21 protein-coding genes are annotated in these 19,134 nt (G+C 60.1%); 7 read left to right on the top strand and 14 right to left on the bottom strand.

Annotation, left to right across the window (positions count from 1 at the left end; genetic code table 11):
* Nucleotides 1–34: 34 nt before the first annotated feature.
* Both CKW32_RS02855 and CKW32_RS02850 read left to right on the top strand, forming a co-directional pair.
* On the top strand, nt 35–436 hold the full coding sequence (locus CKW32_RS02855; RefSeq protein WP_095183999.1) for a YbaY family lipoprotein: 402 nt from the start codon (nt 35–37) through the stop codon (nt 434–436).
* A 27-nt stretch (nt 437–463) separates the two neighbouring features.
* Entirely contained in the window at nt 464–1,153 is a 690-nt protein-coding gene (locus CKW32_RS02850) for a DUF4197 domain-containing protein (protein ID WP_032891686.1), read from the top strand.
* Nucleotides 1,154–1,190: 37 nt separating this feature from the next.
* Here CKW32_RS02850 and CKW32_RS02845 read toward each other — a convergent pair whose 3' ends face one another.
* The 3 genes from CKW32_RS02845 to CKW32_RS02835 are packed head-to-tail and all read right to left on the bottom strand — an operon-like array spanning nt 1,191 to nt 5,959.
* Nucleotides 1,191–1,784: a LysE family translocator gene (locus CKW32_RS02845; protein WP_095183998.1), complete on the bottom strand. Its 594-nt coding sequence runs from the start codon at nt 1,782–1,784 to the stop codon at nt 1,191–1,193.
* Nucleotides 1,785–1,786: 2 nt separating this feature from the next.
* Nucleotides 1,787–4,852, bottom strand: a complete 3,066-nt coding sequence (locus tag CKW32_RS02840) for an efflux RND transporter permease subunit (protein WP_095183997.1) — start codon at nt 4,850–4,852, stop codon at nt 1,787–1,789.
* A 6-nt stretch (nt 4,853–4,858) separates the two neighbouring features.
* Entirely contained in the window at nt 4,859–5,959 is a 1,101-nt protein-coding gene (locus tag CKW32_RS02835) for an efflux RND transporter periplasmic adaptor subunit (protein WP_095183996.1), read from the bottom strand.
* A 93-nt stretch (nt 5,960–6,052) separates the two neighbouring features.
* On the opposite strand from CKW32_RS02835, the gene CKW32_RS02830 reads away from it, so the two are divergent.
* Nucleotides 6,053–6,688: a TetR/AcrR family transcriptional regulator gene (locus tag CKW32_RS02830; protein ID WP_032891696.1), complete on the top strand. Its 636-nt coding sequence runs from the start codon at nt 6,053–6,055 to the stop codon at nt 6,686–6,688.
* 3 nt (nt 6,689–6,691) lie between these two features.
* Here CKW32_RS02830 and CKW32_RS02825 read toward each other — a convergent pair whose 3' ends face one another.
* Nucleotides 6,692–7,474: a class I SAM-dependent methyltransferase gene (locus CKW32_RS02825; protein WP_095183995.1), complete on the bottom strand. Its 783-nt coding sequence runs from the start codon at nt 7,472–7,474 to the stop codon at nt 6,692–6,694.
* A gap of 96 nt (nt 7,475–7,570) precedes the next feature.
* Here CKW32_RS02825 and CKW32_RS02820 point away from each other — a divergent pair, with 96 nt between their 5' ends.
* Nucleotides 7,571–8,185 carry an energy transducer TonB gene (locus CKW32_RS02820; RefSeq protein WP_095183994.1) on the top strand — a complete coding sequence of 205 codons (615 nt, stop codon included), beginning with the start codon at nt 7,571–7,573 and terminating at the stop codon, nt 8,183–8,185.
* A gap of 3 nt (nt 8,186–8,188) precedes the next feature.
* Here CKW32_RS02820 and CKW32_RS02815 read toward each other — a convergent pair whose 3' ends face one another.
* The 7 genes from CKW32_RS02815 to ppc all read right to left on the bottom strand — a co-directional run bounded on the left by CKW32_RS02815 (nt 8,189) and on the right by ppc (nt 15,405).
* On the bottom strand, nt 8,189–8,887 hold the full coding sequence (locus CKW32_RS02815) for an extensin family protein (protein WP_032891703.1): 699 nt from the start codon (nt 8,885–8,887) through the stop codon (nt 8,189–8,191).
* A gap of 3 nt (nt 8,888–8,890) precedes the next feature.
* A complete protein-coding gene (locus CKW32_RS02810; protein ID WP_095183993.1) occupies nt 8,891–9,718 on the bottom strand; it encodes an oxaloacetate decarboxylase in 828 nt (275 codons plus the stop codon).
* A gap of 27 nt (nt 9,719–9,745) precedes the next feature.
* On the bottom strand, nt 9,746–10,606 hold the full coding sequence (locus tag CKW32_RS02805; protein WP_095183992.1) for a DUF72 domain-containing protein: 861 nt from the start codon (nt 10,604–10,606) through the stop codon (nt 9,746–9,748).
* On the bottom strand, nt 10,606–10,896 hold the full coding sequence (locus tag CKW32_RS02800; protein WP_095183991.1) for a hypothetical protein: 291 nt from the start codon (nt 10,894–10,896) through the stop codon (nt 10,606–10,608). Before CKW32_RS02800 ends, CKW32_RS02805 begins: the two co-directional genes overlap by 1 nt.
* A gap of 160 nt (nt 10,897–11,056) precedes the next feature.
* Nucleotides 11,057–11,743 (bottom strand): tRNA (adenosine(37)-N6)-threonylcarbamoyltransferase complex dimerization subunit type 1 TsaB, encoded by a 687-nt coding sequence (tsaB, locus tag CKW32_RS02795; protein WP_032891708.1) that lies wholly within the window; start codon nt 11,741–11,743, stop codon nt 11,057–11,059.
* Between the two features lie 90 nt (nt 11,744–11,833).
* Nucleotides 11,834–12,481 carry an adenylate kinase gene (gene adk, locus CKW32_RS02790; RefSeq protein ID WP_003172225.1) on the bottom strand — a complete coding sequence of 216 codons (648 nt, stop codon included), beginning with the start codon at nt 12,479–12,481 and terminating at the stop codon, nt 11,834–11,836.
* A gap of 296 nt (nt 12,482–12,777) precedes the next feature.
* Entirely contained in the window at nt 12,778–15,405 is a 2,628-nt protein-coding gene (ppc, locus tag CKW32_RS02785; RefSeq protein ID WP_095183990.1) for a phosphoenolpyruvate carboxylase, read from the bottom strand.
* Between the two features lie 185 nt (nt 15,406–15,590).
* Between ppc and CKW32_RS02780 the strand changes: the two genes are divergently transcribed.
* From CKW32_RS02780 to CKW32_RS02770, 3 genes are all read left to right on the top strand, one after another.
* Nucleotides 15,591–15,935: a hypothetical protein gene (locus CKW32_RS02780; protein ID WP_032891710.1), complete on the top strand. Its 345-nt coding sequence runs from the start codon at nt 15,591–15,593 to the stop codon at nt 15,933–15,935.
* A 273-nt stretch (nt 15,936–16,208) separates the two neighbouring features.
* A complete protein-coding gene (locus tag CKW32_RS02775) occupies nt 16,209–16,634 on the top strand; it encodes a DUF4398 domain-containing protein (RefSeq protein WP_032891711.1) in 426 nt (141 codons plus the stop codon).
* A 55-nt stretch (nt 16,635–16,689) separates the two neighbouring features.
* Nucleotides 16,690–17,475, top strand: coding sequence for an OmpA family protein (locus tag CKW32_RS02770; RefSeq protein ID WP_032891712.1), 786 nt, complete (start codon nt 16,690–16,692; stop codon nt 17,473–17,475).
* Between the two features lie 29 nt (nt 17,476–17,504).
* Here CKW32_RS02770 and CKW32_RS02765 read toward each other — a convergent pair whose 3' ends face one another.
* From CKW32_RS02765 to CKW32_RS02755, 3 genes are all read right to left on the bottom strand, one after another.
* Nucleotides 17,505–17,711: a hypothetical protein gene (locus tag CKW32_RS02765; protein ID WP_032891713.1), complete on the bottom strand. Its 207-nt coding sequence runs from the start codon at nt 17,709–17,711 to the stop codon at nt 17,505–17,507.
* 142 nt (nt 17,712–17,853) lie between these two features.
* Nucleotides 17,854–18,180 carry a hypothetical protein gene (locus CKW32_RS02760; protein WP_003172217.1) on the bottom strand — a complete coding sequence of 109 codons (327 nt, stop codon included), beginning with the start codon at nt 18,178–18,180 and terminating at the stop codon, nt 17,854–17,856.
* Nucleotides 18,181–18,194: 14 nt separating this feature from the next.
* Entirely contained in the window at nt 18,195–19,082 is an 888-nt protein-coding gene (locus CKW32_RS02755; RefSeq protein ID WP_095183989.1) for an alpha/beta hydrolase, read from the bottom strand.
* Nucleotides 19,083–19,134: the final 52 nt, after the last annotated feature.

Genomic DNA, 19,134 nt, shown 5'->3' with positions numbered 1-19,134 from the left:
CGGGATGCTGGCGTCGCTGACAAGGAGCCGCACCATGAAAAAGATCATCCTCCTGGGCCTGACCGCCCTGCTGGGAGCTTGCCAATCCATGACCCCTGCCCCCAAGGCCAGCCTCGATGGCGAAGTGTTTTACCTGCAACGCATCGCCCTGCCGCCAACAGCAACCTTGAGTGTCAGCCTGCAGGACGTGTCCCTTATGGACGCCCCGGCCGTGATCCTTGCGGAACAGAAAGGCCCGATCAAAGGCCAGGTACCGCTGCCGTTTCACCTGAATTACGACCCGGCACAGATCAAGCCGGGTCACAGTTATTCGGTGAGTGCTCGCATCGAACAGGATGGCAAGCTACTGTTTATCACTACCGAACGTCACGCCGTGCAGCTCAACGGCCAGGATCCGCAGCCGCTGCGCCTGCGGGTTGATGCGGTCGCACACTGATATTTTCCAGATCATAAGGAAGCGCAAATGCTCCGTAACTCCCTTCGCCTCACTGCTCTGTGTGCCGGCCTGCTGCTCGGCGCCAACGCCATGGCCCTGGACCTGAGTAGCCTGTCCCAAGGCGACGCCAGCGGCGGCCTTAAGGATGCCCTGACCCAAGGCGCACAGATCGCAGTGAAACAACTGGGCAAACCCGGCGGTTTCAGCGACAACCCTGAAGTGAAGATCGGCCTGCCGGGCAAACTGGGCAAAGTCGCCGAGAAGTTGAAAATGTTCGGCATGGGCGACCAGGTTACGCAACTGGAAACCAGCATGAACAAAGCGGCTGAAACCGCTGTGACCCAGGCCCAGCCGATCCTGGTCAACGCCGTGAAAAACATGAGCGTGACCGACGCTAAAGGCATTCTCAGCGGCGGCCAGGATTCGGCCACCCAATACCTGAACAAAAGCTCGCGCGATGCAATCCGCGCCAAGTTCCTGCCGATCGTCAAGGCCGCTACGGATAAGGTCGGCGTGGCCCAGCAGTACAACGCCCTGGCGGGCAAAGCGGCAGCCTTTGGTGCGGTGGATGCCAAGAGCGCCAACGTCGAAAACTACGTGACCGAACAGGCGCTGGATGGTTTGTTCAAGATGATTGCGCAGCAGGAAGAGACGATTCGCAAGAACCCGGCCGCTGCAGCGACGAGTTTGGCGAAGAAGGTGTTTGGAGCACTATAAGCAGCGCAAGGATCGCTCCCTGCAACGGGGAGCGATTCTAGTGAAAAACTGAATCGGCCAGTCGGCCCATCATCAAGGTTGCGAAGCAGCCAATGGCAATCGACGTGATTCGATTGATCTTCAAGGGCGTGAGCCAACTCTTCTGCATCCCTTCGAAGCGACTCCCCAACAACACCCAAGCAGCCCCTACCGGCACAACCACCAACGCCAATAACCCCATGAACTCGGCATAACCTTGCGCGGCGGTGAACGTATTGGACGGAGCGATAAAGGAAACGATCAGCAAGCCCTTGGGATTCATGACCGTCAACAAAAAGAAGTACCACCCGGTGAAGCGATCTTTGCCAGGGCTGATCTCGCTGTTCTTGCGCTGCCACAATTTGCACGACACATACAGCAGGTAGCACGCCGCCGCCAGTTGCGTCGCCTTCAACGCCCACGGTGAAAACGCCGCGAGATAGAGAAGCGCCACACCCCATGCCGACACTTGCAGCAAGTACGCCAGGCACTCGATTAGCACGAGCTTGCAGGATGCCCGAAACCCGAACAACACACCTGCGCGAAACAGTAGGGTGTTGGTGGGGCCAGGGGCAAGCAGTAGCAATATCAGGGCTGAAACAGTGGCCAACATGGTTACGCGACGTCCTTCCTCACTTTGAACCACGCAGCATACAGTGCCGGCAGGAACAATAGCGTCAACGCCGTCGCCACAATCAGCCCGCCCATGATCGCCACCGCCATCGGTCCGAAGAACACACTGCGAGACAGCGGGATCATCGCCAATACCGCCGCGAGTGCCGTCAGCACAATCGGGCGGAAGCGTCGGACGGTGGCTTCGATAATCGCCTGCCACGGCGCCAGGCCAGCCTTGATGTCTTGCTCGATCTGGTCCACCAAGATCACCGAGTTGCGCATGATCATGCCCGACAAGGCGATGGTCCCTAACATGGCTACGAAGCCAAAGGGCTGACGGAACACCAGCAGGAACAGCGTGACGCCGATCAAGCCCAGCGGCGCCGTGAGAAACACCATTGCCGTGCGTGAGAAGCTGCGCAGTTGCAGCATCAGCAAGGTCAGCACCACCACAATAAACAGCGGCACGCCGGCCTTCACCGAGTTCTGCCCGCGGGCGGAGTCCTCGACGGTACCGCCGACGTCCAGCAGGTAGCCATCCGGCAGTTCGGCCCGCACGCCTTCGAGGGTCGGCAGGATCTGCTGCACCAGCGTCGCCGGTTGTTCCTTGCCGTAGATGTCGGCGCGCACGGTGACCGTCGGCAGGCGATTACGGTGCCAGATGATGCCTTCCTCGAATCCGTATTCGAGGGTGGCGATCTGCGACAGGGCCACGCTTTTGCCGTTGTCGGTCGGCACCGCCAGGCTAGGCAGCAGCGACAGTTCGGTGCGTTCGTGGACCGTGCCGCGCAGGAGGATCTCGATCAATTCGTTGTCCTCCCGGTATTGGCTGACGCTTGAGCCGGTGAGTGAACTCTGCAGGAATTTCGACAGGTTGGCAGTGCTCACACCAAGGGCGCGGGCGCGGTCCTGGTCGATGTTCAGGTAGACAATTTTGCTCGGCTCTTCCCAGTCCAAGTGAACGTTGACCACGTGGGTATTTTCGCGAACCTTGGCGGCAACTTTCCGTGCAAGGGCGCGAACTTCCTCGATGTGTTCGCCGGTCACGCGAAACTGCACCGGATAACCCACGGGCGGGCCGTTTTCCAGGCGGGTGACGCGCGAACGCAGGTCGGGAAATTGTTCGTTGAGGGTTGCGATCAGCCAGGTGCGCAGGCTTTCGCGCTCTTCGATGGTTTTGGCCAGCACCACAAATTGCGCAAAGCTCGCGGCGGGCAGTTGCTGGTCCAACGGCAAGTAGAAACGCGGCGAACCGGTGCCGACGTAAGCCACGTAGTTCTCGATGCCGGCATGGTCCTTGAGCAAGGCTTCCAGGCGTTTGACCTGATCGGCAGTGTTGCTCAGGGACGCGCCTTCGGCCAGTTTCAGGTCGACCATCAGTTCCTGGCGCCCCGAGGCCGGAAAGAACTGCTGTGGCACAAAGCGAAATAGCGCCACTGAGCCGATAAACAGCAGCAGTGTCAGTACGATCACGGTTTTACGTCGAGTGACGCACCACTCCACCAAACGCCTTACGCGCTGGTAGAACGGCGTTCCGTAGGGATCCGGGCCCTCAGCGCCATGTTTGGCTGCGTGAATTTTCGCCAGGTCCGGCAGGAGCTTTTCCCCCAGGTATGGCACGAACACCACCGCGGCGACCCACGAGGCCAGCAACGCGATGGTCACCACCTGGAAAATCGAACGGGTGTATTCGCCGGTGCTCGATTGCGCAGTGGCAATCGGCAGGAAACCTGCCGCCGTAATCAGCGTGCCGGTGAGCATCGGGAAGGCGGTGCTGGTCCAGGCGAAACTGGCGGCCTTGAGCCGGTCGTAGCCCTGCTCCATTTTGATTGCCATCATTTCCACGGCGATGATCGCGTCATCCACCAGCAAACCGAGGGCGAGTACCAGTGCGCCGAGGGAAATCTTGTGCAGGCCAATGCCGAGGTAATACATGGTGGCGAAGGTCATCGCCAGCACCAACGGAATCGCCAGGGCCACCACCATGCCGGTGCGTACGCCGAGAGAGAAGAAGCTCACCAGCAATACGATCGCCAATGCCTCGGCCAATACCTGCACGAATTCTCCGACACTGGTTTTCACCGCTGCCGGTTGGTCCGACACCTTGCGCAACTCCATGCCTGCCGGAAGGTTCTTCTGCAAACGTGCGAATTCGCCTTCTAGCGCCTTGCCCAATATCAGGATATCGCCGCCGTCGCGCATGGCCACGGCCAGACCGATTGCATCGGCGCCCATGTAACGCATGCGCGGTGCCGGCGGATCGTTGAAGCCACGGTGAATGTCAGCTACATCGCCGATACGAAAGGTCCGGTCGCCCACTCGAATCGGAAAGTCGCGGATCTCCTCCACTGTCTTGAAGTTGCCCGACACACGCAGTTGCACGCGCTCGCTCGGGGTTTCAAAGAAGCCGGCCGTGGACACCGCGTTCTGTTCCTGCAACGCCTGCTGCACCGCTGCCAATGGCAGGCCGAGGGTGGCGAGCTTGAGGTTGGAAAGCTCGATCCAGATTTTCTCATCCTGTAGGCCGAGCAGCTCCACCTTGCCCACATCCGCTACCCGTTGCAGCTGAATCTGGATGCGGTCGGCGTAATCCTTGAGCACGGCATAGTCGAAACCGTTGCCGGTCAGCGCATAGATATTGCCGAAGGTGGTGCCGAATTCGTCATTGAAAAACGGGCCCTGGATATCCGGCGGCAAGGTCTGGCGGATGTCGCTGATCTTCTTGCGCACCTGGTACCACAGCTCAGGAATCTGCGCCGAGTGCATGGAGTCGCGGGCAATGAAGGTAACCGTGGACTCGCCAGGGCGCGAGAACGAGACAATGCGCTCGTACTCGCCGGTTTCCATCAGTTTTTTCTCGATGCGCTCGGTGACTTGACGCGAGACTTCCTGGGCCGTAGCACCGGGCCAGTTGGTCTTGATCACCATGGCTTTGAAGGTGAATGGCGGGTCTTCACTTTGTCCCAGCTTGGTGTAGGACAAGGTGCCAACCACGGCCAGCAGGATCATCAGGAACAGTACGATCTGGCGATTACGCAACGCCCATTCGGAAAGATTGAAACCCATCGGGGACTACTCCTTGGCCGCCAGATTCACGACACGGTTGGAGCGATCCACCGGGCGCACTTGCTGGCCCTCGTGGAGCACATGCACGCCCGCGGCGACCACCCAATCGGTGGGTTTCAAGCCTTCCAGCACCGGAACGGTTTTTTCGCCGAAGGCGCCAATGCGCACCGGTACGCGCTTGAGGGTATTGTCCGTTTCCACACGCCAGACGTAAGACGCGCCATTCTCCGCGCTGAGGGCAGACAGCGGCACCGACAGCGGAACGACACCCTCGGTCTGTATGAATACGCGAGCGCTTTGGCCCAATTCCGCCGGGACTTTACCGCCGGTAAACGCCACTCGGGCGGCAAAGGTGCGCGATTTTGGATCGGCTGCGGGAGACAGTTCACGGATGCGTCCGGTAAAACGCTGGTCCGGCTGGCTCCACAACTCCACGGCTACCGGCTGACCGATCTTGAAGCGACCAAAGCCTTGTTCGGGCAGGCTAATGAGCACTTCGCGCTCGCCATCGGTGGCCAGGGTGAACACGGTTTGGCCAGCCGACACCACCTGGCCGACCTCCACGGCGCGCTTGGCGACGACTCCATCCTGCGGGGCACGGAGCACGGCGTAACCGGCTTGGTTGCTGGCCACGTCGAATTCGGCCTTGATCTGCTTGAGGCGCGCTTCGCCGGATCGGTAGAGGTTTTCGGAATTGTCGTACTGAGAACGGCTGACCATCTGACGGTCCATCAGGGTCTTATAGCGATCGCGCTCGGCGCGGACCAGGCTCAGGTTAGCTTGGGCAGCGGCGACTTGGGCGCGGGTAGCCTCCAGTTGCAGGCGCACGTCCTGGGGGTCGAGTTCCGCCAACGGTTGGTTGGCCTTGACGCGCTCACCCTCTTCAACCAGGCGTTTGCTGACTTTGCCACCGATGCGAAAGGCCAGGTCCGGCTCATAGCGAGCCCGCACTTCTCCGGGGTAGCTGTCCATCGACTGTGCCGACGGTTGCGGTTGCACCACCATGGCAGGGCGGACGGTAATCTGGGCCGGTTCTTCATGGCCGCAGGCGGCCAACATTAAGACCAGGCTGACAGGCAACGCAAAGGGCAGGAAAGTGCTGCGCATGCTGAAGGACCTTTCGCAAATGAAGCTAGGAATAATTATACTGGCCAGTATGTTATTAATACCAAACTCACCAGTCCAGTATTAAAGGTGAAAATGTCCGACAATCGCGTTAACACCAATAGCCCCGGGCGTCCCAAGGACATGGCAAAACGCCAGGCAATTCTTCAGGCAGCGAAAACTCTGTTTTTGGGGAATGGTTATGCCAGCACCAGCATGGATGCCGTAGCACTTGAGGCAGGCGTGTCGAAACTGACCGTCTACAGCCACTTCACCGATAAAGAGACCTTATTCACCGCCGCCGTGGTGGCGACATGCGAAGAGCAGCTACCGGTGATGTACTTCGAACTGCCTGAGGGCATGCCAGTCGAGACGGTGTTGCTGAATATCGCGCGCGGTTTTCATCGGCTGATCAACAGCGAGGAGTCGGTGAACCTGCATCGTTTGATGATGACCACCGGCAATCAGGACGTGAAACTCTCACAGATCTTTTTCGAAGCCGGGCCCATGCGTATGCTCCAGGGCATGGAGCGCCTGCTCAGCAAGATCGACCAGAGCGGTGCCCTGAGCATCGACAAACCTTTCACGGCGGCCGAGCACTTCTTCTGCCTGCTCAAGGGCACGGCAAATTTCTGCCTGCTGTATGGCTGCGGCGGGCATCTGAGTGAACACGCCGCCGAAGCCCATGTGCAGGAGGTAGTAGGGTTGTTTATGCGGGCGTACAGGCCTTGAACATCAGGCTTTGAGCGCTTTTTTGGGATAGATGTCATACCGGCTGGACTTGCCGTCCAGCGCATGGCTCGGCTTTGGTCCCTCGATGCATGGCGCCTTGCGGGGGCGCTTGACCACCACGCGATGGCTGGCCAGGGCCAGGGCGGCGGCCAACAAGGCTGGCGCATCCGGATCATCACCCACCAGCGGCCGAAAAAGGCGCATTTCCTTCTTCACCAAGGCGGTTTTCTCACGGTGAGGGAACATTGGGTCGAGGTAGATCACTTGGGGCGGCTCGCCTTCCCAGTTCAGCATCACGTCGATGGAGTTGCCCTTGAGCAGCTTCATGCGCGCCACGATTGGCGCCACTTCAAAGTCATCTGCGCCACGCGCCAGGCCGTCTTCGAGCAAAGCGCCGATCAACGGCTGGCGCTCGATCAGGCTCATCTCACAGCCCAGGCTGGCCAGCACAAACGCGTCCTTGCCCAGGCCTGCCGTGGCATCCAGCACCCGAGGGCGCACGCCTTGGGCGATGCCTACGGCTTTAGCGATCATCTGCCCGCTGCCGCCACCATAGAGTCGACGATGAGCTGCACCTCCCTCAACAAAGTCCACCCGCACCGGGCCCGGCGCGTCAGGACCTAGCTGTTGCAGCTGTAGGCCATGCTCGCCAACTTGCAGGGAAAAGTCCGCGTCCGCGAGCTGTAAAGGCAAGCCAAGCAGAGATGCCCACTGCTCGGCGCGGTCCTTAAAACCTTCGCCCAAAGCCTCGACCTGGATGCGGCTGGCCGCTGGTTGTTCGCTCATGAATCACTACGCTCAAAAATATTAAGGATCGGCAAACAGCGGCCGATAAAAATAACAGTCAGGTATTTTGCCAGAGCTGAGCGTCGACCGAGAAAAATGTCAGACATTCTCCCCCTAACCATCGGTGTACTGCCGACCCATAACCACTACGGCCTGCGCAATACTCAAGCGCTGGCCGGGGTGAGTCATGTGTGGCAAGACTTCTTCGCCCGAGCGCTGGCCGAGCAGCTCGGGGATACGCCGGGCGCGCTAGCCGCCCAGGCGCCGGTGGACCCTGCGGTAGAACCCCACGAAGGCGCCGACCTGCTGTCGCAGATCCTCACGCAGCGTGAGTGCGACGTGAAGGACACTGAAATCGCTCCGCCTGAGCCACTTTTCCTGCCGATCGCCGAATTCGAAACCGAATTGCTGCCTCCGGCTGCAACTCCGTTCCCGGACGAAGAAATCGTCGCCCAGCAGCGCCAACAGAACTTCGAAAGCAGTTGGGTACGCCCTATCGTCCTCACCGCAGGCCAACCGCTGCCTGAGCCTAGCCCGGCGCCGCAACCTCGTCCTCTGCACCTGCCGATCGCGGAGTTCGAACTGGACTTGCTGCCGCCGCCCGCCACGCCGTACCCGATCGAAGAGCTGGTGGCCCAACAAAAGGCCTTGGACTTCGACTACCACTGGGCACGCCCACTGATCGCCAACAACCTGCGCCTGGCCGCCTGAGCCTCAGCGACACACCCACCAACGCCCCATGTCCAGATGGAAATGGTTGCGGTGCGCGGCGTTGTAATCCGGGCTCAACACCACGTTGAAATCATCACAGGCACCATCGCGCACCTGACGTAAAAACCGTGCGCTGGCGCCCTCCCCCGGCCAATCCTTGAGCACGCTGATACTGCGCCCATCCGCCAGCCGAAACCCGGCGATATCCAGGGCATTGGCCGAAGCATGCTGGCTGAGCCGCCCCTCGGCCCGACCATAGATATTGCGGCAGGCAAAGCTGCCCAGGTGATCGACCCGCGTGACCGCCTGGCCGAACACCGCCTGCGCCGCCGGTTGCAGGCTGTGGCGCTCAAACAGTGCGAACGCCACCGCCAACGGGCAACTGGCGAGAAAGCTGCTGCTTAATGCCACTTCTGCGCCCTGCACGCGCAAGGTATTGCGCAAAGGGCAGGCGGCGTCTGCGGGCGTGTCCGCCTGATGACTGACACGCAGACCGGACGTTTTCAGCACCTCGTCGCACAACGCCGGATCCTCCTGCAGGCGGCCCAGTTTGTAGCGGGTCAACAGGTTCGGACTGGCACGCACGTCCAGCGGCGCCCACGGGTTCCACTCAGCGGGCAGCGGCACCCAGCCTCGCCATACGCCCACGGCAACAGCACCGCCGAGCAGCAGCAACACGCCCAATATTTTGAAAAAACGCACCGCTTAGCCCTTGAAGAACTGATTGGCCGTGCTGAAGGGCATCGAGCGTTCAGTAAAGCTGAAGGTGCCCAGTTCATAGACTTCCTGGGCCGCCCGGTAGAACTCACCATAAGCCGCCAGCGCCATGGCCGATCCGACGCTGATGCGCTTGACGCCCATCGCGCTCAATTGCGCCACGCTGAGTTTCAGCCCACCAGACATCAACACATTCACAGGCTTTGGTGCCATGGCCTTGACCACCGCCAACACCTCATCGGCGCTGCGCAAGGCCGGCGCATACAGCACGTCGGCACCCGCTTCGGCGTAGGCCTGCAGACGGCGAATGGTGTCAGGTAAATCCAGGCGACCATGCAGGAGGTTTTCCGCACGGGCCGTCAGGGTGAAAGGGAATGGCAGACTGCGAGCGGCGGCGACGGCGGCTTCCACACGTTCCACTGAGAGGTCAAAGGGGTAGATCGGGTCGGCGCTGATACCTGTGGCATCTTCGATGGAGCCGCCGACAATGCCGCTGGCAGCAGCGCGCAGGATGGTTTGGGCACAGCCTTCGGGGGTATCACTGAAGCCGTTTTCCAGATCGGCTGCCACCGGCAGTGCGGTGGCCTTGGCGATCATGGCGGCATTAAGCAAGGTGTCTTCCAGGGACAACGCCCCTTCCGCATCCGGGCGCCCCAGGCTGAACGCGTAACCCGCACTGGTCGTGGCGAGAGCTTCAAAGCCGAGGCTGGCGAGCATTACTGCGGAGCCTGCGTCCCAAGGATTGGGCATCACGAAGGCGCGGTCGCGCTCATGCAAGGCCTTGAAGGTTTCGGCGCGTCGGGTTTGGGCATCCATGACTGAATCCTGGCGAAAAAAGGAGCCTTAGAGTAACCCCAGTTGTTCGACTTCGGGTTGCCGATCCAATGTCGGCAACGCGGGCAAGCCAGGCAGACGCGCCATCAGCTGGGCGTGGAAGCGCAGTGCCAGTTGCGCGGCGAGCCGGTTATCCGAGGTGTGCAGGAACACATAGGGCGTGCGGCCCTCTTCGATCCAGCCGGCAATTTTCTCCACCCATGGGATCAGGAACGGGTCGTTAGCCTCAAGCTCGGGATGGCCAATAAATCGCACTTGGGGAAACTGGGTCAGCGCGGCCGGGCGTGTGGGCACCTTGGGCTTTTTTGATTGGGCATGCAGCACCGCTGCCGATGTGGACGTGCAACTGAACAATGCGCGCGGGTCGAGGCAGATACGTTCGACGCCACGGTCGCGCAGCAGACGGTTGAGCATGCGCTCGGCATCGCCCTTGGCGAAGAACTCCGGGTGGCGCACTTCCACTGCCAGCGGGCGCTCCAGTCCATCAATAAAACCGGCCAGTTCCGCCAGGCGCTGCGGCGAGAAACTCGCCGACAGTTGCAGCCACAACGGCGAAACTCGCTCACCGAGCGGGCTCATCAAACTGACAAAGCTTTCTGCCGCTGGCAATTGCTCACGCAAGTCGCCGCCATGGCTGATATCACCTGGAAACTTGGCTGTGAAACGAAAATCGTCGGGCATGATGTCGGCCCAGCGCTGCACGGTCGCGGCCGAAGGGCGGGCGTAGAACGTGGTATTGCCTTCAACCGCATTAAAGACTTGGGAATAGAGGGCAAGGTAGTCGCTGGAGCGTGCATCGGCGGGATACAGGTACTCGCGCCAGGCGTTTTCGCTCCAGGACGGGCAACCGAGGTAGTAAGGCAGGCGCATCAGATGTGGATGTCGAGGCCCAACACTTCCATATCCCATTCGACAAAGCCGGCGGTGGTCAGGTAGCTGGCCAGGGCAGTGGCAACGCTTTTGCTCATCGAGCGCGGGAAAACCATGTCTTGTTGACGGGCGGGAAGACCGCTGATTCGTGCTTGGGCGTTGGACTGTGCATCGGGCTGGACTTCGATGAAGTCCGGTGAGTCTTCGACGGACTCGTCTACCGTGACGTTCGCCTTACGTGGCTTACGTTTGATTGGGTAGGACTGTGAGGAAAAGCCGTCTATACGCATCGATGCGAACTCGGTATCGGTGATGGCATTTTAGTGGCGCAATCCGTAGCGCGCAAATGCTCTGGTGATAACTAGAACACATAATTTGAAAAAGGTTTAAAACCCGTGGCAAATTCTGACGATTGGCGACTTTTGCCTCACATTGCCATCATTTTTGGCGTCAAATAATCCCGCGTTCGGCTTTGGTTTGAGCCACTTTATCGCGCAGATAAACCGGAGCAGCCTGATCCGCAGGAATCGCCTCGCCACGCTCAAACGCGAAGCGCGCCAGGGTCAGCAGATCTTCCGCGTGAGGCAACATGGCGGCGTCCTGGCCAACCCGTTGAACGCCGATACGCTCGCCGTAGCCCCAGCCAGTGCCAGCACCAAACCAGTCGCCGCTAGCATCGTCCGGCAATACTGACGATTCCGGTGACTGCACAGCTTCCACGCCCACCAGACGCATCTCGCCAGCGGTTTCGCGGTAGCAACCCCAATAGACCTCATCCATCCGCGCATCAATGGCAGCTGCGACTTGCGAAGCGCCATGCTCACGCAATGCGCGTTGGGCCAGCACCGCAAGGTTGGAGACCGGTAATACCGGGCGCTCCAGGGCAAATGCCAGGCCCTGGACTACGCCAATGGCGATCCGCACACCGGTAAACGCCCCCGGACCACGGCCAAAAGCGATGGCATCGACAGCAGCCAGGGTGGTGCCCGCCTCTTCCAGCAGTTGCTTGATCATCGGCAACAGCTTCTGCGCGTGCAGGCGCGGGATCACCTCGTAGTGGCTCGTAACGATGCCATCGTGCAGCAAGGCAACGGAGCAAGCTTCAGTCGCGGTGTCCAGGGCCAGCAGGGTGCTCATCGGTGTGGGTGTCCAAGTCGAAAAAAAGTGCGCCAGTATAAACAACAACGGCCCGCAAGCGGGCCGTTGTTGAGCGAGCCGATCGAAGGATCAGCTCAGTGCTTGCAGCACCTTGGCAGTGATGGCTTCTACCGAGCCAACGCCAGGGATGTGGCTGTACTTCGGCTTGCCCTGGGCAGCGGACAGCTTCTGGTAGAAATCTACCAATGGCTTGGTCTGCGAGTGGTAGACCGACAGGCGATGACGCACGGTTTCTTCAGTGTCGTCTTTACGCTGCACCAGGTCTTCACCGGTGACATCGTCCTTGCCTTCAACCTTCGGCGGGTTGTAGACGACGTGGTACACGCGGCCCGAGCCCTCGTGAACGCGACGACCGGCAATACGCTGGACGATTTCTTCGTCTTCAACGGCGATTTCGACCACAGCATCCAGCTCAACGCCGGCCTTCACCAGGGCTTCAGCCTGGGGAATGGTGCGTGGGAAGCCGTCGAACAGGAAACCGTTCTTGCAGTCTTCCTGGCTGATGCGTTCCTTGACCAGGTTGATGATCAGGTCATCGGAGACCAGGCCGCCGCTGTCCATCACGCTCTTGGCGATCAGGCCCAGCTCGGTGCCAGCCTTGACGGCCGCACGCAGCATGTCGCCGGTGGAGATTTGTGGAATGCCGAATTTTTCAGTGATGAACTTTGCCTGAGTACCTTTACCGGCCCCGGGAGCTCCCAGCAGAATGACGCGCATCGATGTGCTCCTCAATTTTTTATATAGAGATGACGCTCGGATTCACCGCGTGGGGGCAAATCTCGTAGAAGTATGGCTCGTAAAAATAGGATTCCGGCCGCCCAAACGGCCAAAGGCTGATCAAGATACACAGCAGGCCTTAACCACACAAGCCGCCAAAAGTCGCAGGAACCGCGCCCGGCATGCGCCATAGGTAGGGTGTGCCTGAGTGCAACCCGACGCTCTAAACGCCGACCGCCCTTTTCCGGACGGTCGTCGCTGTTTATCTGCAAGCCCTTGAGAACACGCAAAAAACCTCAGCCGGTGTTGCGCAACCCGGCGGCAATACCGGCCACGGACACCAGCAGCGCCTGTTCCAGAGGGCTGTCCTGCGCCGCTTCCTGCTGGCGCGAACGTGCCAGCAACTCAGCCTGCAACAGGTGCAAGGGATCAAGGTAGGTGTTGCGCAGGCGAATGAACTCCAGGGTGTCAGGGCTGTGGGCCAGCAGTTGCGACTGGCCAGTCAGGCCAAGCACCACGTCACAAGCCTGCGACAATAGGTCGCGTAAGTGCACACCCAATGGCAACAGATCCGGCTGCACCAGGCGCTCGTCATAGAGACGCGCGATATCGGCATCCGCCTTGGCCAGGACCATTTCCAGCATATCGATACGGGTACGGAAGAACGGCCACTGCTCACGCATCTGCCCCAGCAGTTCACCTTCGCCGCGTTCTAACGCCTTGCTCAACGCCGCTTCCCAGCCCAGCCAGGCAGGCAGCATCAGCCGAGTCTGTGTCCAGCCGAAGATCCACGGGATGGCGCGCAGACTTTCTATACCACCAGCACGGCGCTTGGCTGGACGACTGCCCAACGGCAAACGGCCGAGCTCCTGCTCGGGGGTGGACTGGCGAAAATATTCAACGAACTGCGGATTTTCCCGCACCACCGCACGGTAGGCGCTCACACCATCGGCGGCCAATTCGTCCATCAAGTGGCGCCAGGCTGGCTCGGGTGGGGGCGGTGGCAGCAGCGTCGCTTCCAAAACGGCGGCCAGGTAAAGATTGAGGTTCTGCTCGGCGATATCCGGCAGGCCGAACTTGAAGCGGATCATCTCGCCCTGCTCAGTGGTGCGGAAACGCCCTGCCACCGAGCCCGGAGGCTGCGACAGGATCGCGGCGTGTGCCGGGCCGCCGCCACGGCCGACGGTGCCACCGCGACCATGGAACAACAGCAGTTCCACCTGTTGCTCGCGGCAGATATCCACCAACCGTTCCTGCGCGCGGTATTGCGCCCACGCAGCAGCGGTGGTGCCGGCGTCCTTGGCTGAGTCGGAGTAGCCGATCATCACTTCCTGCGGGCCCTGCAAACGCGCACGGTAGCCCGGCAGCAGCAACAGCTGTTCGATCACGGGACCGGCGTTATCCAGGTCGGCCAGGGTTTCGAACAGCGGCACCACGCGCATCGGCCGTTGTACGCCCGACTCTTTAAGCAGCAATTGCACGGCGAGCACATCCGACGCGGCGCCGGCCATGGAGATGACATAAGAACCCAACGAGGCAGCCGGCGCGGCAGCCACTTCCTTACAGGTGTTGAGTACTTCGGCTGTGTCCGCCGACGGTTTGAAATAGCCCGGCAGCAGCGGTCGCCGGTTGGCCAATTCCTTCATCAGAAAGCTGATGCGTGCGTCTTCGTCCCACTCGTCGTAACGACCGAGGCTCAGGTAATCGGTGATTTCGGTCATGGCCGCCGAATGGCGACTGGAATCCTGGCGCACATCCAGCCGCACCAGGAACAGGCCAAAGGTCACAGCACGGCGCAAGCAATCAAGCAACGGACCGTCGGCGATCACACCCATACCGCACTCATGCAGCGACTGGTAGCACAGCTCCAGCGGTTCCAGCAGGTCGCGGTTGTTCTGCAACACCTCGGCCGGTGCCGGCGTGCTGCTGCTCAATGCGGTGTGCGCCCATTGGCGTGTGGCTCGCAGACGTTCGCGCAGTTGCTTGAGCACGGCGCGGTAGGGCTCGACGCTGTCGCCAACCTTGGCCTGCAACGCCGGGCTGGCCTTTTGCATCGACAGTTCGGACGCCAAGTGGTCGATATCGCGCAGGTATAAGTCAGCGGCCATCCACCGTGCGAGCAGCAGCACTTCACGGGTGACCGGCGCGGTCACATTCGGGTTGCCGTCGCGATCGCCGCCCATCCACGACGCAAAACGAATCGGCGCGGCTTCCAAAGGCAGACGCAGGCCAGTGGCGGCATGCAGGGCCTGGTCAGCCTTGCGCAAATAATTGGGGATGGCGTGCCACAGCGAATGCTCAATCACCGCAAAGCCCCATTTGGCTTCGTCCACCGGAGTGGGTCGGGTGCGGCGGATTTCTTCGGTGTGCCAGGCTTCGGCGATCAACCGTTGCAGGCGTTGGCGGATCTGTTCACGCTCAGCCGTGGTGAGGTCGCGGTGATCTTGCAGCGCCAGTTGCGCGGCGATGGCATCGTATTTCTGGATCAGGGTGCGGCGCGCCACTTCGGTGGGGTGGGCGGTGAGGACCAACTCGATCTCCAGGCGCCCCAACTGGCGGGCCAGGGATTCATTGCTATGGCCTTCGCTTTGCAAACGCGCCAGCAATTCAGGCAACACACGGGATTCGAACGGTGCCGGCTGCGACTCGTCACGCCGGTGAATCAACTGGTACTGCTCGGCGATATTGGCGAGGTTCAGGAACTGGTTGAACGCCCGGGCCACGGGCAGCAGTTCGTCCTCCTGCAACTGGTTGAGGCTGGTGCTCAGCTCATCACCGGCACCCCGGCGGTCAGCCTTGGCGCCTTTGCGGATCTGCTCGATCTTGTCGAGAAAATCATCGCCATACTGCTCTCGAATGGTGTTGCCCAGCAGTTCACCCAGCAGGTGAACATCCTCACGCAAGCGTGCATCGATATCACTCATCAGCCAATCTCCAGCCAGAAATCCGGGACGCGCAGGCCTGCCAGAGTGCCGTCAGCATCGTTTTATGACAAGACTTTAAACCTTGCGGCTTGCAGCTAGTCTCAACTGTGAGCCGCCGCATTTTATCCACGCGAGCGACTGGTCACTCATCACCGCCTGCCATCGCGGGCTTTATTGAGGTTGCCATGAAAATTCGAGAACTGGCCCAGCATTGGGAAGAGAACGCTAAGGGTCGTTTGACCAAGACCGAGTACGCCATCCATCTTGATGTAGAGGCCGCCGCACGGTTGGCGGCCATCGCCGAGATGTACCCCAAGCGCAGTACCGAAGAACTGCTCGGTGAGCTGATCGGCGCGGCCCTTGAAGAGCTGGAAGCCAGCTTCCCCTACATCAAAGGGCAACACGTCATCGCCACCGATGAAGAGGGCGATCCGCTTTATGAAGACGTCGGCCCTACGCCACGTTTTCTCACGTTGTCGCGGCGCTATCTGCATGACTTGTCGACCAGCGTCGACGAATCCAAGCACTAACCCCCGTCTATCTACCCCTTGTATTCCGGGCCTCCAAGAGGCCCGGCGTACTTCTGCGCGCAGCAAAAGTTCCATTTTTTTACACTGACCGTTCAGTCAGTTATTTTTTTAGGCAAATCGCCATCTTCTCTGAACTATTCAAAAAAGCCTCCGGTCACAGCCAGTAAGCCATCACTTGGAACAGCCGTTTGAATAGGTGCCCCGCGCTTAACCGCCAGGCCCACAACCGCTGACCACCTGCGATGGATTTTGAAGTTTTTCAGGAGTTATCCAATGGAGTTGAAGACGATGAAGACCAGCACTGCCAAATCCTCGTTTAACCACCTGCGCGGGCTTAAATTGGCCGCGCTGGCAATCGGCACCAGCTTCGTTCTGGCGGGCTGCGCCGGCAACCCTCCGACTGAGCAATACGCAGTAACCCAGTCCGCGGTGAACAGCGCTGTCAGCGCCGGCGGCACCGAGTACGCGGCCGTAGAAATGAAGTCGGCCCAGGACAAGCTCAAGCAAGCCGAAATCGCCATGCATGACAAGAACTACGACGAAGCCCGTCGCCTGTCCGAGCAAGCCGAGTGGGACGCTCGCGTTGCAGAGCGCAAAGCCCAGGCCGCCAAAGCCGACCAGGCTGTGAAGGACTCCCAGAAAGCTGTTCAGGAGCTGCGTCAGGAAGGCATGCGCCCGGCTGCTATCCAGCAGAAATAAGCCGCTGCCCCTGATTGCATTGCACCCGATATCGAATTGAAAGGACGACATGACTATGCGTAAACAATTGATGATCCCTGCCCTGCTGGCGATGAGCGTTGCACTGGCGGCTTGCTCCACCCCGCCAAACGCGAACCTGGAAAATGCACGGACCAACTTCTCGGCCCTGCAGGCCAACCCGAACGCCACCAAAGTAGCGGCTCTGGAAACCAAGGACGCTCAGGACTGGCTGGACAAGGCTGACAAAGCCTATCGCGACAAGGAAGACCAGAAGAAAGTCGACCAACTGGCCTACCTGACCAATCAGCGCGTTGAAGTGGCTAAAGACACCATCGCGCTGCGCGAGTCCGAGGCCAAGCTGAAAAATGCTGGTGACGAACGCGCCCGCGCCCTGCTCGACGCTCGTGACGCTCAGATCAAGCAACTGCAAGACAGCCTGAACGCTAAGCAAACCGATCGCGGCACCCTGGTGACCTTTGGTGACGTGCTGTTTGCTACCAACAAGGCCGATCTGAAATCCAGCGGCCTGGTAAACATCAACAAGCTGGCGCAGTTCCTCCAGGAAAACCCGGATCGCCAAGTGATCATTGAGGGTTACACCGACAGCACCGGCGCTGACGCCTACAACCAGAGCCTCTCGGAGCGCCGTGCCGCTTCGGTTCAGGTTGCGCTGATCAAGATGGGCGTTGACCCACGCCGCATCGTGACCACCGGCTACGGCAAGGAATACCCGGTTGCCGATAATGGCAGCGTGTCGGGCCGTGCCATGAACCGTCGTGTTGAAGTGACCATCTCTAACGATAACCAACCAGTGAAGCCACGCTCTTCCGTCGCTAACTGATTGATTAACGCTGGATAAGAAAACCCACCTTACGGTGGGTTTTTTTTGGGCTCATCGAACTGGACCGTTCGATGCGTATCCTCAGCGGGCAGCTCTATCTTCGCGCCATAAGTATTGTGTGACAGCTTGTCCATCATTTGCTGGAGTTCATGGTCCTGAGCATCCAGCCGTTGCAACGACTCATGCCCCCTCGCCATGTCCAGCATGTTGCGTATTGCAGCAATAGTGATCGCCACGTTTTCGGCCCCGATCTGTGTAAGTCATACCGCATTCAGTGGTTGCTGGCGCGATACGGTTCCAGATATTTCAGTTCCGTACGGGGGCTGCAGCTGCACGACCTACGGGGGCGAGTCGTAAATCGGGAGGCTTTAAGAGGGCTTACTGCTGCAGTTGTGGCGTTTCCTGCCCCATACAACGTACTGCCTGTTTCTTGTTGTTTACCAGCACGCCACTGAGGCCTTTCTGCTCGGTGTCGAACATCACCAGCACGCCATCGACGCACTGCGCCACCTGGGCCGCCGGGGTTAGTGAAATTTTGTAGTCCTCGCCAGGCACGGTTTTGAGCATGGTGAAGTCACTGAGCAACAACGCATCTTCCGGCTTGGCGAAGTGCAGGTAGCCGTAGTACCACAGGCAGCCGACGGTGCCGATGATGGTGCCGATGCCGGTGAGAATCAGCGGGATCATGTTGCGTTCTTCGCTCATTGCGGGCTCTCTGATCAGTCAACTTTAGGAATGGGGTAGTTCGGAATTTCGCCCAGGCGGCGTAGGCCGTTGAAGTGCTGCGGGTCATCCAGGTAGCGCAGCATCACGGTTTGCCAGGTCTTGTCGGCAAAGGTCTGCACATGACCGCCTCGGGTCAATTGCAACACCCTGGGCGGTGGCGCCGCCTGGTACAGACGGATGCCATTGGAAAGCGGCACGATCGGGTCATCCAGGCTGTGGAACAGCAGTTTCGGCACGCCGGTCAGCCGAGGCATGGCGTTGATCGCACTGTCGGCGTCGGGGACCAGCCAGGACAAGGGCACTTGAAACGGCCATGTTAGCCAGGAGGTGCTGAGGGCGAATTGTCCTACGTCACGATAACTGGCTGGCACACCATCCAGTACCAACGCCTTAAGCCTGGCCTGACGCTCCGGATGCTCTGCCAGGTAATGCACGGCCAGCGCACCGCCCAGGCTCTGGCCGAGAACAATCAGCGGCTGGCCCTGGGTTTCGGGGGCTTTGTCGATCCAACTGAACGCTGCATCCACATCCTGATAGATCGCCGGCAAGGACGGTTTGCCTTCGGACAACCCGTATCCGCGATAGTCCACCAGCAGCACCTGATAGCCCTGCTCCGGCAACCACCAACTGCCACCCAGGTGCCAGGCCAGATTGCCGCCGTTGCCGTGCAAGTGCAGCACCGTGCCTTTGACGGGCACGCCAGCCTTGGCCGGCAGCCACCACGCGTGCAGCTTCACGCCGTCGGCGGTGGTGAGGGTGACGTCGCGGTATTGCAAGTGCGCTTTTTCGGGCGTGAACGGCAGGCCGGGTTCGGGGTAGAACAGCAGGGAGCTGCAACCGTTCAATGTGAGTAGCAGGCATAGAATGCCGAGGATTCTCATCCGTTGAAGCCTCGTGATTAAGATGAAATTGACCGTCTGTTGAAGATTCAAT

It is taken from the genome of Pseudomonas sp. Irchel 3H9 (genome assembly GCF_900187495.1).
Taxonomy (GTDB): domain Bacteria; phylum Pseudomonadota; class Gammaproteobacteria; order Pseudomonadales; family Pseudomonadaceae; genus Aquipseudomonas; species Aquipseudomonas sivasensis.
This window is presented reverse-complemented; position numbering and strand designations above follow the sequence as displayed.

Excerpts from the sequence above, each read along its gene's own strand:
- CKW32_RS02855 (WP_095183999.1), top strand. The coding sequence starts at position 35 with ATGAAAAAGATCATCCTCCTGGGCCTGACCGCCCTGCTGGGAGCTTGC.
- adk (WP_003172225.1), bottom strand. The coding sequence starts at position 12,481 with ATGCGCGTCATTCTGCTGGGAGCTCCCGGGGCCGGTAAAGGTACTCAG.
- CKW32_RS02810 (WP_095183993.1), bottom strand. The coding sequence starts at position 9,718 with ATGGATGCCCAAACCCGACGCGCCGAAACCTTCAAGGCCTTGCATGAG.
- CKW32_RS02780 (WP_032891710.1), top strand. The coding sequence starts at position 15,591 with ATGAAAATTCGAGAACTGGCCCAGCATTGGGAAGAGAACGCTAAGGGT.
- CKW32_RS02760 (WP_003172217.1), bottom strand. The coding sequence starts at position 18,180 with ATGAGCGAAGAACGCAACATGATCCCGCTGATTCTCACCGGCATCGGC.
- CKW32_RS02845 (WP_095183998.1), bottom strand. The coding sequence starts at position 1,784 with ATGTTGGCCACTGTTTCAGCCCTGATATTGCTACTGCTTGCCCCTGGC.
- CKW32_RS02770 (WP_032891712.1), top strand. The coding sequence starts at position 16,690 with ATGCGTAAACAATTGATGATCCCTGCCCTGCTGGCGATGAGCGTTGCA.
- ppc (WP_095183990.1), bottom strand. The coding sequence starts at position 15,405 with ATGAGTGATATCGATGCACGCTTGCGTGAGGATGTTCACCTGCTGGGT.
- CKW32_RS02820 (WP_095183994.1), top strand. The coding sequence starts at position 7,571 with ATGTCAGACATTCTCCCCCTAACCATCGGTGTACTGCCGACCCATAAC.
- CKW32_RS02755 (WP_095183989.1), bottom strand. The coding sequence starts at position 19,082 with ATGAGAATCCTCGGCATTCTATGCCTGCTACTCACATTGAACGGTTGC.
- CKW32_RS02835 (WP_095183996.1), bottom strand. The coding sequence starts at position 5,959 with ATGCGCAGCACTTTCCTGCCCTTTGCGTTGCCTGTCAGCCTGGTCTTA.
- CKW32_RS02850 (WP_032891686.1), top strand. The coding sequence starts at position 464 with ATGCTCCGTAACTCCCTTCGCCTCACTGCTCTGTGTGCCGGCCTGCTG.
- CKW32_RS02825 (WP_095183995.1), bottom strand. The coding sequence starts at position 7,474 with ATGAGCGAACAACCAGCGGCCAGCCGCATCCAGGTCGAGGCTTTGGGC.
- tsaB (WP_032891708.1), bottom strand. The coding sequence starts at position 11,743 with ATGAGCACCCTGCTGGCCCTGGACACCGCGACTGAAGCTTGCTCCGTT.
- CKW32_RS02840 (WP_095183997.1), bottom strand. The coding sequence starts at position 4,852 with ATGGGTTTCAATCTTTCCGAATGGGCGTTGCGTAATCGCCAGATCGTA.
- CKW32_RS02800 (WP_095183991.1), bottom strand. The coding sequence starts at position 10,896 with ATGCGTATAGACGGCTTTTCCTCACAGTCCTACCCAATCAAACGTAAG.
- CKW32_RS02805 (WP_095183992.1), bottom strand. The coding sequence starts at position 10,606 with ATGCGCCTGCCTTACTACCTCGGTTGCCCGTCCTGGAGCGAAAACGCC.
- CKW32_RS02830 (WP_032891696.1), top strand. The coding sequence starts at position 6,053 with ATGTCCGACAATCGCGTTAACACCAATAGCCCCGGGCGTCCCAAGGAC.
- CKW32_RS02775 (WP_032891711.1), top strand. The coding sequence starts at position 16,209 with ATGGAGTTGAAGACGATGAAGACCAGCACTGCCAAATCCTCGTTTAAC.